The 15,129-nt window shown below is 69.5% G+C and carries 13 protein-coding genes; 7 read left to right on the top strand and 6 right to left on the bottom strand.

Annotation, left to right across the window (positions count from 1 at the left end; all coding sequences use genetic code 11):
* Nucleotides 1-119 precede the first annotated feature (119 nt).
* A complete protein-coding gene (locus ABGB05_RS15020) occupies nucleotides 120-956 on the bottom strand; it encodes a hypothetical protein (RefSeq protein WP_347653902.1) in 837 nt (278 codons plus the stop codon).
* A 553-nt stretch (nucleotides 957-1,509) separates the two neighbouring features.
* Between ABGB05_RS15020 and ABGB05_RS15015 the strand changes: the two genes are divergently transcribed.
* The 7 genes from ABGB05_RS15015 to ABGB05_RS14985 all read left to right on the top strand — a co-directional run bounded on the left by ABGB05_RS15015 (nucleotide 1,510) and on the right by ABGB05_RS14985 (nucleotide 9,671).
* A complete protein-coding gene (locus ABGB05_RS15015) occupies nucleotides 1,510-1,782 on the top strand; it encodes a hypothetical protein (protein WP_347653901.1) in 273 nt (90 codons plus the stop codon).
* 94 nt (nucleotides 1,783-1,876) lie between these two features.
* Nucleotides 1,877-2,176, top strand: coding sequence for a hypothetical protein (locus ABGB05_RS15010; protein ID WP_347653900.1), 300 nt, complete (start codon nucleotides 1,877-1,879; stop codon nucleotides 2,174-2,176).
* Nucleotides 2,177-2,478: 302 nt separating this feature from the next.
* A complete protein-coding gene (locus ABGB05_RS15005) occupies nucleotides 2,479-4,086 on the top strand; it encodes an arabinogalactan endo-1,4-beta-galactosidase (RefSeq protein ID WP_347653899.1) in 1,608 nt (535 codons plus the stop codon).
* Nucleotides 4,087-4,132: 46 nt separating this feature from the next.
* Nucleotides 4,133-5,725 (top strand): arabinogalactan endo-1,4-beta-galactosidase, encoded by a 1,593-nt coding sequence (locus ABGB05_RS15000; RefSeq protein ID WP_347653898.1) that lies wholly within the window; start codon nucleotides 4,133-4,135, stop codon nucleotides 5,723-5,725.
* Between the two features lie 273 nt (nucleotides 5,726-5,998).
* Entirely contained in the window at nucleotides 5,999-6,604 is a 606-nt protein-coding gene (locus tag ABGB05_RS14995; RefSeq protein WP_347653896.1) for a DUF4956 domain-containing protein, read from the top strand.
* Nucleotides 6,601-7,539: a polyphosphate polymerase domain-containing protein gene (locus tag ABGB05_RS14990; protein ID WP_347653895.1), complete on the top strand. Its 939-nt coding sequence runs from the start codon at nucleotides 6,601-6,603 to the stop codon at nucleotides 7,537-7,539. Before ABGB05_RS14995 ends, ABGB05_RS14990 begins: the two co-directional genes overlap by 4 nt.
* Nucleotides 7,540-7,541: 2 nt before the next feature.
* Nucleotides 7,542-9,671, top strand: coding sequence for a CotH kinase family protein (locus ABGB05_RS14985; protein ID WP_347653894.1), 2,130 nt, complete (start codon nucleotides 7,542-7,544; stop codon nucleotides 9,669-9,671).
* Between the two features lie 74 nt (nucleotides 9,672-9,745).
* Here the strand turns inward: ABGB05_RS14985 and ispG are convergent, their stop codons facing one another.
* The 5 genes from ispG to ABGB05_RS14960 form a co-directional block, all read right to left on the bottom strand.
* Nucleotides 9,746-10,918 (bottom strand): flavodoxin-dependent (E)-4-hydroxy-3-methylbut-2-enyl-diphosphate synthase, encoded by a 1,173-nt coding sequence (gene ispG / locus ABGB05_RS14980; RefSeq protein ID WP_347653892.1) that lies wholly within the window; start codon nucleotides 10,916-10,918, stop codon nucleotides 9,746-9,748.
* Nucleotides 10,919-10,925: 7 nt separating this feature from the next.
* A complete protein-coding gene (locus ABGB05_RS14975; RefSeq protein ID WP_347653891.1) occupies nucleotides 10,926-12,167 on the bottom strand; it encodes a site-2 protease family protein in 1,242 nt (413 codons plus the stop codon).
* Nucleotides 12,167-13,378 carry a 1-deoxy-D-xylulose-5-phosphate reductoisomerase gene (gene dxr, locus ABGB05_RS14970; protein ID WP_347653890.1) on the bottom strand — a complete coding sequence of 404 codons (1,212 nt, stop codon included), beginning with the start codon at nucleotides 13,376-13,378 and terminating at the stop codon, nucleotides 12,167-12,169. Before dxr ends, ABGB05_RS14975 begins: the two co-directional genes overlap by 1 nt.
* Before the next feature lie 43 nt (nucleotides 13,379-13,421).
* Nucleotides 13,422-14,150, bottom strand: a complete 729-nt coding sequence (locus ABGB05_RS14965) for a Uma2 family endonuclease (RefSeq protein ID WP_347653889.1) — start codon at nucleotides 14,148-14,150, stop codon at nucleotides 13,422-13,424.
* A gap of 210 nt (nucleotides 14,151-14,360) precedes the next feature.
* Nucleotides 14,361-15,098 carry a hypothetical protein gene (locus ABGB05_RS14960; RefSeq protein WP_347653887.1) on the bottom strand — a complete coding sequence of 246 codons (738 nt, stop codon included), beginning with the start codon at nucleotides 15,096-15,098 and terminating at the stop codon, nucleotides 14,361-14,363.
* Nucleotides 15,099-15,129 lie beyond the last annotated feature (31 nt).

The following is a 15,129-nucleotide window of genomic DNA, read 5'->3' as shown; positions in this document are numbered from 1 at the left end:
CGGAGACCGATTCCGTCGCAAGAACCTGTCTACCGATGGCTCCACGTCCTTATCAAAAGCTGTCCGCTATGGACGGTACGCCCGTGTCATCCCGAACCGCCCCCGGATCCTTGCTGAGATCACCTCAGTGACCGAAACGGCTCCTCGTTCTCGTAGTCGACTGGTGCCCCTCCCCCGTCGTGTTCCGGGTTGCCGAGAAACTCCTCGCTGTACTCCCGCATCACGTTGCGCCACAAATCGAAGTCCGGGGAGTGGGGGGCGCGCAGGACCGAGGCGGGCTGGAATACGCCGGTGGGGAAGACGCTGAGCATGCCACCGGCGATCGCGACCTTTCCGGGATCTCTCCGCAACAGGAAGAAACTCGCCCCGGAATCGCTACGTCGGATCGTCAGGGTACTCACGGAGGTCAGCAACGGATAGTCGGTGAGCGCGAACGGGCCCCTGAGAAGTCGACGGAAGGGCAGGTTCTGCCACACGATCCGATCGGGCGTCAGGTTCCCATGATGATCGACGCCGACAAGCGCCGCCTCGTGGGCGAGCGACTCCCCGACATCGATCATGTCGAAGTAACACATCTCGCCGAGTGTCCCGACCATGGCGGACGGACTCGCCGGTTCACCTGGCAGGACGTCGAGTAGTCGATAACAGAGCCGGTTCTCGAACAGTCGTGGCCTGGCAAGGTCACGCATCGCCCGGTGGTATCGATCGTATTCTCGGCCGGAGTCGGCGATCGGCCGCAGCCGCCGCGTCTCCCGTTCGCCACCGGTCGCCCTCGGACGGTCGGCGTCGTCCCGCCAGTTCAGTTCCACCTCGCCCAGATCAATCGGTCTGGTGAGCCGCCACTCCGGCGGCATGAGCACACCGGTTTGCCCGAGGCGGATCGGTTCCGGGTAGAGCCGACTGACCTGGCGGGTCAGCTCAGCGCGGTGGCTCCCGAGGAACCGCCGCGTCCTCAACCAGCTCCGTCGGCTCCTGCCGATCGCCGAGTCCGGTTCGTCCCTGCCAGCGCCGTCGTTGCTGCCAGCGCCGTCGTTGCTTCCCATCAAGCCGAGCATCTGACGGGGGATACCCAGACCGTCAGCGAAGCGCTCGAAAGAGGCCGAGCGTAAGGACCCTCCGCCCACCCCGTTCCAACTCGCTGATGTGTGGCTGAGGCATACCGACAAGCATCCCCACGTCATTCTGGCTCGCGCCGGTCCACCGGCGGAATATGCGGGACACGGCACCCATGTCCCGCTCCGCAAGCGCGTGGACCATTTCGGGCCGATCCCAGAGCCCGGGCGGAACGACGGGTGGCGTCCACGGCTTCATGTCCAGACCCTACCGAGCACCCGCATACCTGGGCGGTATACGCGCGCTGGCTGTCCGACAACGACCCGCTCGGGTTTGCTGATGGAAAGCCTGGCCAGGCCCCGCACTGCCACTGTCACCAGTTCGGCGCACCGCCGGATACCTCCGGTCGTTTTGGCCGGCGCCGGCGGTCGTCACCCGACAACCGCGAGGTGAGGCATGGGTTTGTGGGCTCGATGGCGGCGACGGCGGCTGACGTCGTTGTTCCGGCGGCATGCCGCCGACGTGCTGGCGGCGGCCCGAGCCGCTGACGCCGCTGAGGCGGAGGCCGCACGACAGCGCGTACTGGAACTGGCGCGTCGACAACGTCGAGACGTCGACACCGAACAGGTCGACCGGAACTGGAACGGCCCGACCCGGATCGACGGCCTGCCGATGCTGACGTACGGCCAACAGTGGCAGTACGGGACCGGGCGGGTCGAGCCGTGGTGATCCGGATCTGGAGATGGTTGCGTCGGCGCCGCCAGGCCAGCCGGGTGGCGGACCGTCGGCGCAACGACTGGCGCTGGCACCGGGCGGGGCGGCGATGAACGAACGACCACCGCATCTGGTCAGCCCGTCGATCCCGGACCTGCCGGACGGCACGCTGCTACGCCTCGCGCCGGGCGAATGGTCGCACTGTCGTACGGTGCCGGACGGCAGCCCGCTGAACGTGACCGTGTGCCGGGTGCACCGCAACGTGACCCGGCAGGACGGGGCCGATTTGTGGGTCTGGATCGTCGGCCACGAACATCCATCGTGCACCTGGCCACATGTCGAGTCGCACCCACCCTGTCTGCAGCTGATGGTGCGGGTCGACGTACTGGCCCGAGTGGTCGAACCGTGAGCATGGTCGGGACTGGACGATGACGTCGGTAGCGCCTGGTGCCTGAGAGTCACCACGGTGACTCTCAGGCACGTCATTCAAGCCGAGCATGGGTGCACCGCCGACAAGCGGCGGGACCTCGGGCGAACGTTCGGAACGCGCGGGCACCCGGCGCGACCCCCTTGACATCGCCGTACGTGGATGATTCTGTGAGCGCTCACAGCAGTAGTTTCCAGACCGGAAGCCATGAACGTATATCACCGCAGCTAGATATCGATTTCTGTGGGCTGTAAGCGCTCCCAGGTAAAGGAGGAATGTTCCCGATGCGGCACAGGATGGTCAGGTTCGCAGCGGTCGTGCTGGCTGCGGTCGCCGCCGTGGCCGTCGTACCCGGTCTCGCTGGACCGGCGGCCGCCGGAAGCGGGCGGTCGGGGGCCGGCGGTGCCGCAGCCCTGGCCAACCCGGGCTTCGAGGCCGCCGGTTCGGACGGTTCACCGACCGGCTGGTCCGAACGCGGTCAGACGGCGGCGAGCTACGTCGAGCCGGGCGGACGGTCCGACGCGAACCGGCTCACCCACGCCGCCGAGCAGCCGTACCAGGTCCAGACCCGGCAGCGGGTCACCGGCCTGGGCCGGGGCGGGCACACGCTGCGGGTCGCGGTCCGGGCCAGCGGCGGCCAGCGAAAGGCGTACGTCGCGCTCACCGACTGCGGCGGGCCGGAGCGTCGGGTCGACCTGCCCCGGACCGGGGCCGAGTGGTGGGTCGAGGTCGCCGTCACCACCCGGGTCAGCACCGGACGCTGCACGATCGTGCTCGCCTCCGACGGTGACGCCGGCCAGTGGGCGCACTTCGACGACGTGACCCTCACCCCGACCACCGGGGAATCCGGGCCGGCACTGGCGATCGCCGGCGCCGACGTCTCGCACCTGACGAAGAACGAACACCACGGCGCGGTGTACCGGGACCGGACCGGCCCGCCCCGGGACGCGCTGCGGATCCTGCGTGCCAACGACGTCAACTACGCCCGGCTCAAAGTGTGGGTCGACCCGGCCGACGGGTTCAGCGACACAGCGGACGTGCTGGCCAAGGCACGCCGGGCGCACGCCCTCGGAATGGGCCTGCTGATCGACTTCCACTACTCCGACACCTGGGCCGACCCCGGCAAGCAGTTCAAGCCGGCCGCCTGGGCGGACCTGCCGTTCGACCAGCTCCGGCAGGCGGTGTACGACCACACCCACGACGTCGTCTCCGCACTGCGCCGACAGGGCACTCCGGCCGACATGGTGCAGGTCGGCAACGAGATCAACGGCGGCATGCTCTGGCCCGACGGGCGGTGGGACAACTGGGACCGGCTGGCCACCCTGCTCACCGCCGGCAGTACCGCCGTCACCGACGCCTCGCCGCGTACCAGGGTCGTGCTGCACCTGGCCGAGGGCGGCGACAACGGCGGCCACCGCTGGTGGTTCGACAACGCGGTCGCCCGGGGTGTGCCGTTCGACGTCATCGCCGTCTCGCACTACACGTACTGGCACGGACCGCTCGGCGCGCTGCAGGCCAACCTGCTCGACCTCACCTCCCGGTACGGCAAGCCGGTGGTGGTCACCGAGACCGCGTACGGCTTCACCCTCGCCGAATCCGATCACGAGACGAACATCTTCAACGCCGCACTCCAGCAGGTCGGCGGCTATCCGGCGACACCCGCCGGGCAGGCCGAGGCGGTCCGGGACATGATCACCACCGTGTCGGCCGTACCCGGCGCGCTCGGGATCTTCTACTGGGAACCCACCTGGACGGCGGTGGACGGCGCCGGCTGGGATCCGGCCGACCCGACCTCCGGCGACGGCTGGGAGAACCAGGCCCTCTTCGACTACTCCGGTCGGGCCCTGCCCGCCCTGCGGGTGCTCGGCGACGCCGCGAACCCGAGACGGTAGGCAGGCAGCGTCCGGCGCTCCAACCCCTCCGACGGAAGGAAGAACCATGAGCGGTTCGTCCCGACCGCTGCGCAGCATCGCCGCCGTCACCGGCACGATCATGCTGCTCGCCGCCGGCCTGCTCACCGGGACCGGCGTTCCCGCGTCCGCCGCCACCACCATCACCAACCCGGGCTTCGAGTCCTCCGGCGGCCCCCAGAGTCCGACCGGCTGGTCCGAGTCGTCCAACACCGGGCAGCAGAGCGCCAGCTTCACCGAGGCCGGCGGACGCTCCGGCAACTACCGGCTGTCGCACTGGGCCTCGTCGGCGTACCAGGTGGAGACGTACCAGCAGTTGACCGGGCTGAGCGCCGGGTCGTACACGTTCCGGGCCTGGGTCCGCTCCGGCGGCGGCCAGGTCGCCACGTACCTGGTGCTGCGCGGCTGCGGTGGCGCCGAGCAGCGGGCCAGCATCCCGACCACCTCGACCTGGACGCAGGTTTCGGTGACCAGCCAGGTCACGGCGGGGGTCTGTACCGCCGGCATCGTCTCCAACGCCCAGGCCGGAAACTGGATCAACGTGGACGACGTGGAGTTCGTCGGCAACGGCGGCGGCAATCCCAACCCCAGCCCGAACCTGATCCGGGGCGTGGACATCTCGACGTTGAAGAAGAGTGAGGACCGGGGCGGGGTCTACCGGGACGCCGCCGGCAACCAACGTGACGCCCTGCAACTGCTCCGCTCCGCCGGCGCCAACTACGCCCGGCTGAAGGTCTGGGTCAACCCGGCCGACGGCTACAACAACCGGGCCCGGGTGCTGCAGATGGCCACCCGGATCAAGGCGCAGGGGATGAAGCTGCTTGTCGACTTCCACTACTCCGACACCTGGGCCGATCCCGGCAAGCAGTACAAGCCGGCCGCGTGGAACGGCTACAGCTTCACCCAGCTGCGCGACGCGGTCTACCACCACACGTACGACGTGCTCAACGCCCTGAAGGCGCAGGGTACGACGGCCGACATGGTGCAGGTCGGCAACGAGATCAACGACGGGATGCTCTGGCCGGACGGCCGCAGCTCCAACTGGGCCAACCTGGCCGCCCTGCTCACCGCCGGCAGCAACGCGGTGAAGGCGGTGAACAGTTCGACCCTGGTGATGCTGCACCTGGCCGAGGGCGGCAACAACAGTCAGCACCGGTGGTGGTTCGACCAGGCGACCTCGCGCGGGGTGCCGTTCGACGTGATCGGGGTGTCGCACTACCTCTACTGGCACGGGTCGCTCGGCAGTCTGCAGAACAACCTCAACGACCTGGCGTCCCGGTACGGCCGGCCGGTGGTGGTCGCCGAGACCGCGTACGGCTTCACGCTGAACGCCGACGACGCCGAGCCGAACATCTTCAACTCCTCCCTGCAGCAGGCCGGTGGTTATCCGGCCACCCCGCAGGGGCAGGCCGACGCGCTGCGGGCGGTCTTCAGCGTGGTCAAGTCGGTGCCGAACGGGCGTGGTCTGGGTGTCTTCTACTGGGAGCCGACCTGGACGGCGGTCCCGGGCAACGGCTGGGATCCGGATAATCCGTCGTCGGGCAACGGCTGGGAGAACCAGGCGCTCTTCGACTACGCCGACCGGGCGCTGCCCGGCCTGTCCGTCCTCGGCACTGCCTGAGCCCGTCTGACCGGTTCCTGTCCCCGAGCAGACGGATCACGAAACACCACGGGCCCGACCTGGAAGACCAGGTCGGGCCCGTGCCGTCGACGCCGTCGGGCCCCGAGGCGCGACACCACCGGAACGCCCAACCCTGCATTGATCGTGGTAAATCAGACACGAAACGAACTGTTAGCACGGGACAGGGGAACACATTCACAGTCTTCGATGTAACCTGGACGTCGGTAGCCGTTCACCCAGCGGCCACCGGATGATATCCAGGAGGACCCGCACATGCCGCAGCCCGCCCTGTTCGCGATCGACATCGTCGCCGTGATCCTGCTCGTGTTCGGGCTCTACTTCCCCCGGCACCGCCGGCGCGACCTGGTCGCCGCGTACCTCGGCGTCAACGTCGGGGTGATGGCGGTCGCGAGTTCGCTCAGCACCAGCAGCGCCGGCACCGGGCTCGGCCTCGGGCTGGCCCTGTTCGGCGTGCTCTCCATCATCCGGCTGCGCTCCACCGAACTCGACCAGCACGAGGTCGCGTACTACTTCTGCGCCCTCGCGCTCGGCATCCTCTCCGCCCTCGGCGGCGGGGCCGCGTGGCACATCCCGGCGATGATGGCGCTGATCCTCCTGGTCATGTTCATCGGCGACCACCCCCGACTGTTCCGCAGCTACCGCCGACAGAGTTTGCTGCTCGACTCGGCCATCACCGACCAGGTCGCGCTCGTCGCCCACCTGGAGCAACTCCTCGGCGCCCGGGTGCACTCCGCCGCCATCCAGCGGATCGACCTGGTCAACGACACCACGCTTGTCGACGTCCGCTACTCGCTGCCGGGCAGGTCCGGCGCGGGACTGCGGGTCGCCGCCACCACGACGGGAGGAGCACGCCGTTGACCACCTCGGTGACCTGCGCGCCGCTGGCCGGCCTCGAGTCGATCGGGTTGGCGGAACTCGTCGAACGGGCTGCCCTGCAGACTCGGGTGGACCGCAAGTACCTGCTGCCCGTCGACGTGATGTGGGCCGTCCTGGACCAGGTCGACCCGACCACCCGGGTGCTGGAGATCGACGGGGCACGGTCGTTCGCCTACCAGTCGACGTACTTCGACACCCCGGACCTGACCAGCTACCTGCTGACCGCCCAGCGCCGACGCCGACGGTTCAAGATCAGGACGCGGACGTACCTCGACTCGGCGCTCTGCTGGCTCGAGGTCAAGACCCAGGGCGGCCGGGGCAACACGGTCAAGAACCGGCTGCCGTACCAGCCCGACCACGAACACGTCCTCACTCCCGGGCTGGAGTTCGTCGAGGACGTGCTCGCCCGGGAGTCGATCCCGCTGGCCGGACCGGCGGAGTTCGTACCGACCCTGGTCACCCGGTACCGGCGCAGCACCCTGTTCCTGCCGGCCACCACCAGCCGGGTCACCGTGGACACCGAACTGGTCTGGCAGGACACCGGCTCCGCCGCGCTGCGGCTGCCCGGCCTGGCGGTGGTCGAGACCAAGACCGGCTCCACCGCGTCCGCCGTCGACCGGCTGCTCTGGGCGCGCGGCCACCGTCCGATCCGGATCTCCAAGTACGCCACCGGGCTCGCCGCGCTCCGGCCGGAACTGCCGGCGGCCCCGTGGCGGCGCACCCTGCGCCGGCACTTCGTGCCGTTCACCGCCGACCACCGGCACCCCCGCCCGTCCCCGTCCCCGTCCCCATCCGCGTCCCCACCGCCATCCCCACCGCCGTCCGACGGTCGCCACGCCGCCTCCGTACCGCCGTCGGCCGTCTGCCACCCGAGCGTGGCAGGCCCGGCCCGTCCCCTCGAACCGGAAACGGAGTGACCGTGCGCAGAATCTCGTACTACCTGGTCGGCGTCCTCACCGTCGCCGCCATCGGCGTGGACCTCGAGCCACCGTCGGCCCCGGCCGCCGCCAGTCTGAAGCCGGCCGCCGCCAGTCTGAATCCGGCAGCCGTCGTCGACACCGGGGTCGGTGGCGGCCGGCCCGCGCAGCAGGTCACCGAGCCGAGCGCCGAACAGGTCGCCGCCGCAGCCGCCGAACTGGCCGGGGACATCACCTTCTCGGTGCCGAGCGGCACCTTCCAGAACGAGGTGTCGATCTCGCTCAGCACCACGATCGCCGGCGCGACGATCCGGTACAGCACGGACAACCAGCCGCCGACCGAGGCCTCGCCGGCCTACTCCGGTACGCCGCTGCGGTTCACCCGGACCACCCAGTTGCGCGCGCAGGCGTACGTGAACGGCGCCGCCACCGGCGAACCCGGCACCGCGATCTACGTGGCCCGGGGCGCCGTCGCCACCAACCACGACCTGCCGGTCCTGCTGCTCGACGCGTACGGGCAGGGTGCCCCCGGCCGGGAGTACGTCGACACCGCCGTGATGGAGTTCCGGCCGACGAACGGCTCCACCTCGCTGGGTGCCACCCCGAGCCTGGTCAGCCGGGCCGGTTTCCACCTGCGCGGCAACTCCAGCGCGATGTTCCCGAAGGTGCCGTACCGGCTGGAGTTGCGGGACAACACCGACGACGACCTCGACCTGCCGCTGCTCGGGTTGCCGGAGGACTCCGACTGGGTGATGCGTGGGCCGTACAGCGACAAGGCGCTGATCCGGGACGCCTTCGTCTACGGCCTGGGCCGGGAGATGGGCCGGCTGCACGCCCCCCGGTTCGCCTTCGCCGAGGTGTACGTCAACCTGGACAACCAGCCGGTGGGCGCGGACGACTACCAGGGCGTCTACATGATCGTCGAGACGATCAAGAACTCGAAGAACCGGCTGGACCTCAAGCAGCTCGACGAGGACGACATCACCCTGCCGAAGATCACCGGCGGCTACATCTTCAAGTTCGAGTGGCTGGCCGCCGAGGAGCCGATCCTGCCCTGCCCGGGCGGCGGCCCGAACTGCTGGAACTATCTGGAGGTGGTCGACCCGGATCCGCTGCAGCCGCAGCAGCGGGACTGGCTCAGCCAACACATCCAACAGTTCAACACCATGCTCAACTCGGCCGGGTTCGCTGATCCGACCACGGGTTATCCGGCCTGGATAGACGTGGACTCCTGGGTCGACAACATGATCATCAACGAGTTCACCCGGGAGATGGACTCGTACCTGCGCAGCGCGTACTTCCACAAGGACCGGGACGGCAAGATCGTCGCCGGACCGCTCTGGGACTTCGACCTGTCGTTCGGGGTCGGCGGCTACTTCGGCAACGACCAGGTCAGCGGCTGGCAGTACCAGCAGACCCGGAACCCGGTGGCGAACAACTGGTACAACCGGCTGGTCCAGGATCCGGCGTTCGTCAACCGGGTCAAGGTCCGCTGGCAGCAGCTGCGTCAGGGGCTGCTCTCCAACGCCCAACTCGAGGCCCGGATCAACAGCCTGGCCACCCCGCTGACCGCCGCCGCAGCCCGCAACTTCCAGAAGTGGCCGATCCTGGCCACCCGGATGGTCGGCCCGTTCATCACCCCGACCAACCCCACCTGGGCCGGTCAGGTGCAGTACATGCGGGACTGGATGTTCCAGCGGGCCGCCTGGCTGGACTCCACCGCCGGCTGGGGCGGCGCCACCACTCCCCCGCCGACCGCTCCCCCGACCACGCCGCCAACAACCACCGCGCCGCCGACCACACCCCCGGTGACCACACCCCCGGCCTCCGGCCGATCGTGTACGGCGACCTACAGCGTCACCAGCCAGTGGCAGGGTGGCTTCCAGGGCGACGTACGGGTCACCGCCGGCCCGGCCGCGATCAACGGCTGGCGGGTGGCCTGGACGTTCGGCAACGGCCAGACGGTCAGCCAGGCGTGGAACGCCACCGTCACCTCCAGCGGTTCGGCGGTGACCGCGACGAACGCGGCACACAACGGGGCGCTCGGCGCGTCGGCCAGCACGACCTTCGGTTTCATCGGCTCCTGGACCGGCACCAACAGCCTGCCCACGCTGACCTGCACCGCCTCCTGACGAGCGGAAACGGATCGGCGGCGCCCCCCGGGTGGGGGGCGGCGCCGATCCGTTCGCTAGCTGACCCAGTGCGTTCAGTGCACGGTGACGACCGGCTTGGCCACCAGGTCGCGCAGTTCCTCGGGCAGTTCGGCGCCCATCTCGTCGGCGAGCCGGACCGCCTCCTCGATCAGGGTCTCGACGATCTGCCCCTCGGGCACGGTCTTGATCACCTGACCCTTGACGAAGATCTGGCCCTTGCCGTTGCCGGAGGCGACCCCGAGGTCCGCCTCCCGGGCCTCGCCCGGTCCGTTCACCACGCAGCCCATCACGGCGACCCGCAGCGGCACCGGCAGCCCCTCCAGGCCGGCGGTGACCTCCTCGGCGAGCTTGTAGACGTCGACCTGGGCCCGGCCGCAGGACGGGCAGGAGACGATCTCCAGGCCGCGTTCGCGCAGCCCGAGCGACTCCAGGATCTGGTTGCCGACCTTGATCTCCTCGACCGGCGGCGCGGAGAGCGAGACCCGGATCGTGTCGCCGATCCCCTCGGCGAGCAGCGCCCCGAAGGCGACCGCCGACTTGATGGTGCCCTGGAAGGCGGGACCGGCCTCGGTCACCCCGAGGTGCAGCGGATAGTCGCACTGCTCGGCGAGCTGCCGGTACGCCCGGATCATCACCACCGGGTCGTTGTGCTTGACCGAGATCTTGATGTCCCGGAAGCCGTGCTCCTCGAAGAGCGAGCACTCCCAGAGCGCCGACTCGACAAGCGCTTCGGCGGTCGCCTTGCCGTACTTGGCGAGCAGCCGCTTGTCGAGCGAGCCGGCGTTCACCCCGATCCGGATCGGCACCCCGGCGTCGCCCGCCGCCTTGGCGATCTCCTTGACCTTGTCGTCGAACTGCCGGATGTTGCCCGGGTTGACCCGGACGGCGGCACAGCCGGCGTCGATCGCGGCGAAGACGTACTTCGGCTGGAAGTGGATGTCGGCGATGACCGGGATCTGCGACTTCTTCGCGATCGCCGGCAGCGCCTCCACGTCGTCCTGGGACGGCACCGCCACCCGGACGATCTGGCAGCCGCTGGCGGTCAGCTCGGCGATCTGCTGCAGCGTGGTGTTGACGTCGGCGGTCAGGGTGGTGGTCATCGACTGGACCGAAACCGGTGCGCCGCCACCCACCGGTACGGAGCCGACCATGATCTGCCGGCTCGACCGCCGCGGCGCCAGCGGCGGCGGAGGTACGGCGGGCATGCCGAGGCTGACTGCGGTCACTCTGCACTCACCTTTGGATCAGCGTAATCGGGTTCACCACGTCGGCGGTGATGGTCAGCAGCGTGAAAGCGCCACCGATCAGGATCAACGCATACGTTACGGGCATCAGCTTGAAGTAGTCGACCCGCCCCGGGTCGGGTTTACCCAGTCGAGCGAAGATCCACGACCGGGCCCGCTCGAACCAGGCGATGGCGATGTGCCCGCCGTCCAGCGGCAGCAGCGGCAGCAGGTTGAAGACACCGATGAAGAAGTTCAGCGAGACGAAGAGCAGGACGAACACTTCCCAGAGGCCGTGCTGGACAGCCTCGCCGCCGAGCCGGCTGGCCCCGACGACGCTGATCGGGGTGTCGACGTCCCGCTCACCGCCGGTGATCGCGTTCCAGAGGGCGGGGATCTTCTGCGGGATCCGCTGCAGCGCCTTTGCGGTGTTCACGGCCATGGTGCCGGTGAAGTCGGCGGTCGCGCCGAACGCCCCGACCGGGCTGTACTTGATCATTGACGGGGTGCCGAGTCCGACCCCGAGCGCGGCGACCGGGGCGGCCGGGCCGTCCGGCTTGTCCGGCGACGGCCGCTGCACCGAGGCGAGGTTGACCTCGGAGGTCTGGGAGACGCCGTCCCGGACGTACGTCACCTGGACCGGTCCGGGCGGGGTGGCCCGGATCGCGTCGAGCATGTCGCCCCAGTTGGCCACCGGGCGGGTGCCGACCGCGGTGATCACGTCGCCGTTGCGGAGGCTGGCCTGGGCGGCCGGGCTGGCCGGGTCGCCGGGCTGGCAGGCCCGGGCGACGTTCTCCGGGACCACACAGGGGGCCAGTTCGATCCGGGCCGGCTCGCTACGGATCTGCTCGCTTGTCGTCGGGTAGTCGGGGTTCGGCAGGCCCATGAAGATCGCGGCGAACCAGAGCGTGACGATCGCGAGACAGAAGTGCGCCACCGAACCGGCCGCCATCACCGCGGTCCGCTTCCAGAGCGGCTGCCGCCACATGGCCCGGGGCTCGTCCGCCGGGTCGACGTCGTCGTCCTGCGGAGTCATCCCGACGATCTTGCAGAAGCCGCCGAGCGGGATCGCCTTGATCCCGTACTCGGTCTCACCCCGGCGGAACGACCAGACGGTGGGCCCGAAACCGACAAAATAGCGGGTCACCTTCATCCCGAACCGCTTGGCGACGAGCATGTGCCCGGCCTCGTGCAGGCTCACCGAGATCAGGATTCCCAGGGCAAACGCCACCACCCCGAGCAGGTACAGCATCAGGCTCCTTCCACCGCCATCGCGATGATCTCCTGGGCACGGGCCCGCGCCCAGGATTCGGCGGCGAGCACCTCTTCGACGGTACCCGGTTGGGCGAAATCCGGTGCGGCGTCGAGGACCCGCTCGAGCGTGTCGACGATGCCGAGGAACGGCAGCCGGCCGGCGAGGAAGGCGGCCACACACTCCTCGTTCGCCGCGTTGTAGATCGCCGGACGGCAGCGCCCGAACGTCCCGGCCTGCTTCGCCAGCCGTACGGCGGGGAAGGCGTCGTCGTCCAGGGCCAGGAACTGCCAGCTCTGGGCGGTGGTCCAGTCGACCGCCGGGGCGGCCTCGGCGACCCGCTCCGGCCAGCCGAGGGCGAGGGCGATCGGCAACCGCATGTCCGGCGGGCTGACCTGGGCCAGCGTCGAGCCGTCGGTGAACTCGACCATCGAGTGGATCATCGACTGCGGGTGGACCACCACGTCGATATCGTCGTACGGCACCCCGAAGAGTTCGTGCGTCTCGATCACCTCGAGCGCCTTGTTCACCAGGGTCGCGCAGTTGATCGTGATGACCGGACCCATGTTCCAGGTGGGGTGGGCGAGCGCCTGCTCCGGGGTGACCTGGGCCAGCTCGTCCCGACGCCGGCCCCGGAACGGCCCGCCGCTGGCGGTGAGCAGCAGACGACGTACCTCGGACCGGGTGCCGCCGCGCAGACACTGCGCCAGCGCGGAATGCTCGGAGTCGACCGGGACGATCTGGTCCGGTCGGCGCATCGCGGCCCGGACCACCGGCCCGCCCGCCACCAGCGACTCCTTGTTGGCCAGCGCGAGGGTACGCCCGGCGCGCAGCGCGGCCAGGGTCGGCGGCAGGCCGAGCGAGCCGACCACGCCGTTGAGCACGATGTCGCAGGGCCACTCGGCCAGCTCGGTCATCGCGTCCGGACCGGCGATGATCTTGGGGAGTTTGAAGTCGCCGCTGGACCAGCCCCGCTTCGCCGCCTCGGCGTAGAAGGCGAGCTGCAGGTCCTGGGCGGCGGAGGCCTTGGCCACCCCGACCGCCTCGACCTCCAGCTCCAGGGCCTGGGCGGCGAGCAGGGCGACGTTGCCGCCGCCGGCACCGAGGGCGACCACCCGGAACCGGTCGGGGTTGCGCCGGACGATGTCGATGGCCTGGGTGCCGACCGAGCCGGTCGAACCGAGCAGGACGATCTCGCGCGGGGAACTCACCCGGACATTCTCCCCGATCGCCCCTGAACGCCCGCTGAGAGCCTCAGCCCTCGCGCCCGACTTCCTCCGCACCCTCCGGCGGGGCCTGCTCGCCCTCGTCCGGCGGGGCCTGCTCGCCCTCGTCCGGCGGGGCCTGCTCGCCCTCGTCCGGCGGGGCCTGCTCGCCCTCGTCCGGCGGGGCCTCCTCGTCGAGAAGGTCGGCCGGGTCGACCGAGAACGGGAACGGCTGCCGCATTTCGAAGACGCTGCCGGCGGCAGCGGCGGCGACCGGGCGGTACTCGCCGTCGGCCAACTCGAACAGGGCGATCGAGGGCACCCGATTACGCAGGTCGACGCGGAGGAAGAACGGCACGCCGGCGGCGACGTACTCGCGGGGCCGGTCGATGATGTCCTTACGCCGGTTGCCGGGCGAGACGATCTCGCCGAGCAGCACCGCCTCCGCGATCGGCACCGCGCTTCGGCCGCCGCCAGATCGACGGAGAACAACAAGATCCGGAATGAACAGATCGTCGCCGGAGACGACGTTGATCTCGGGATAGGCCCAGAACCCGGCCCGCCGCGCCGCGCGGTGCACCAGGTAGGGCAGTTCACGTTCGACAGACTGATGATCGATTCCGGCGTGGGGGGTCACGATCACGCTTCCGCTCAAGACCTCAACCTTGGGGCCGTTGGTCTCCGGCAACAGGTCGAGGGCGAGCTGAGCGGTCCACGGCTCGTCACGCCACCGCAGCACGTCGAACGACGGCTCGGACGCGAAAGGGGCCTGGGCCATCCGGCTCACCCCCTCAGCGGGACATTCTGCTCAGACCAGCCTAGCCGCGCAGCGCCGTACGCACAGCGTCGCACGTTTTGTCCGACAACTGACGCCCCCAAATCCGTTCGGGAGTCGCACCTTCGAATCCATGCCGGCCACGTCCAGCCTGGCCACCGGCTCCCACGCGCCTCGATTCAGAGACCTATCCAGTCACCCTAAGGCGAACTATTAGTGGTCCCGGCCGCAATGACAGCGGACTCCTTCGTCAAGTTCGGCGTCGAAGCGGTGGCGTAGATCGTGCCCCAGCGCCACGAGCTCTTGAAGCTGTTGGGAGGTCAGCCGCCGGCCTTCCCACATCAGCTCGGCAAGACCGGCTGAGTACGCGGGCGCGGGGATTTCCTCGGTCATATCGACCGCACACAACGCGGCAAGGTCACCGACAGGTATTCCGAGAAAGCGGGCGAACGCGCTGACGAGCTGCGGGTCAAGCGCCCTGCCTCCGAAGGCGATCTGGTTGACCGTGGGTCGCGAGAGGTACGGGCCGCCCGAGTAGAGCAGCAACTCGGCAGGGGACGTGCCCTTCAAGTTGCGATAGTGCAACAGCCGGCCGATGATTGCCCTTGCCCTGTCGTCGGGGACGGGCCAACGCGGCGGGGGGAGCATTCCTACCAGTGGCTGCTGCGGCATGGCACGGGCAGTGGCGAGCAGGACCGGCCGCGCCGGCGGCACGGCGACGTAGTCCCAGGCGATCCTGCCCGGGTCAGCCTTGGGATCCGTGGGAGCAAGATCGGCGGGTAGGTCCTGGCCCGCCAACACGAACAGATCTGCGGCGTGCCAGCCCAACATGGGGGCGAGACGCCGCAACGCTTCGGGCGCCGCGATGTCGCCGCCGACATCCCGGACCACGGCTGCGGCCTTCCAGCCGCGCACATCCGTCAGCCGGCGAAGGAGGACCTCGAACTCCATGCGACCTCCCCTGCTCGTTGTTCAGCAGATC

The organism is Plantactinospora sp. B5E13, assembly GCF_039871775.1.
In the GTDB taxonomy this organism is placed as follows: Bacteria; Actinomycetota; Actinomycetes; order Mycobacteriales; family Micromonosporaceae; genus Plantactinospora.
The sequence above is the reverse complement of the archived record's forward strand: the minus strand, read 5'-3'. Positions and strand labels throughout refer to the sequence as shown.

Excerpts from the sequence above, each read along its gene's own strand:
- ABGB05_RS14975 (WP_347653891.1), bottom strand. The coding sequence starts at position 12,167 with ATGCTGTACCTGCTCGGGGTGGTGGCGTTTGCCCTGGGAATCCTGATC.
- ABGB05_RS15000 (WP_347653898.1), top strand. The coding sequence starts at position 4,133 with ATGAGCGGTTCGTCCCGACCGCTGCGCAGCATCGCCGCCGTCACCGGC.
- ABGB05_RS15005 (WP_347653899.1), top strand. The coding sequence starts at position 2,479 with ATGCGGCACAGGATGGTCAGGTTCGCAGCGGTCGTGCTGGCTGCGGTC.
- ABGB05_RS14965 (WP_347653889.1), bottom strand. The coding sequence starts at position 14,150 with ATGGCCCAGGCCCCTTTCGCGTCCGAGCCGTCGTTCGACGTGCTGCGG.
- ABGB05_RS14960 (WP_347653887.1), bottom strand. The coding sequence starts at position 15,098 with ATGGAGTTCGAGGTCCTCCTTCGCCGGCTGACGGATGTGCGCGGCTGG.
- ABGB05_RS15015 (WP_347653901.1), top strand. The coding sequence starts at position 1,510 with ATGGGTTTGTGGGCTCGATGGCGGCGACGGCGGCTGACGTCGTTGTTC.
- ABGB05_RS14995 (WP_347653896.1), top strand. The coding sequence starts at position 5,999 with ATGCCGCAGCCCGCCCTGTTCGCGATCGACATCGTCGCCGTGATCCTG.
- ABGB05_RS15010 (WP_347653900.1), top strand. The coding sequence starts at position 1,877 with ATGAACGAACGACCACCGCATCTGGTCAGCCCGTCGATCCCGGACCTG.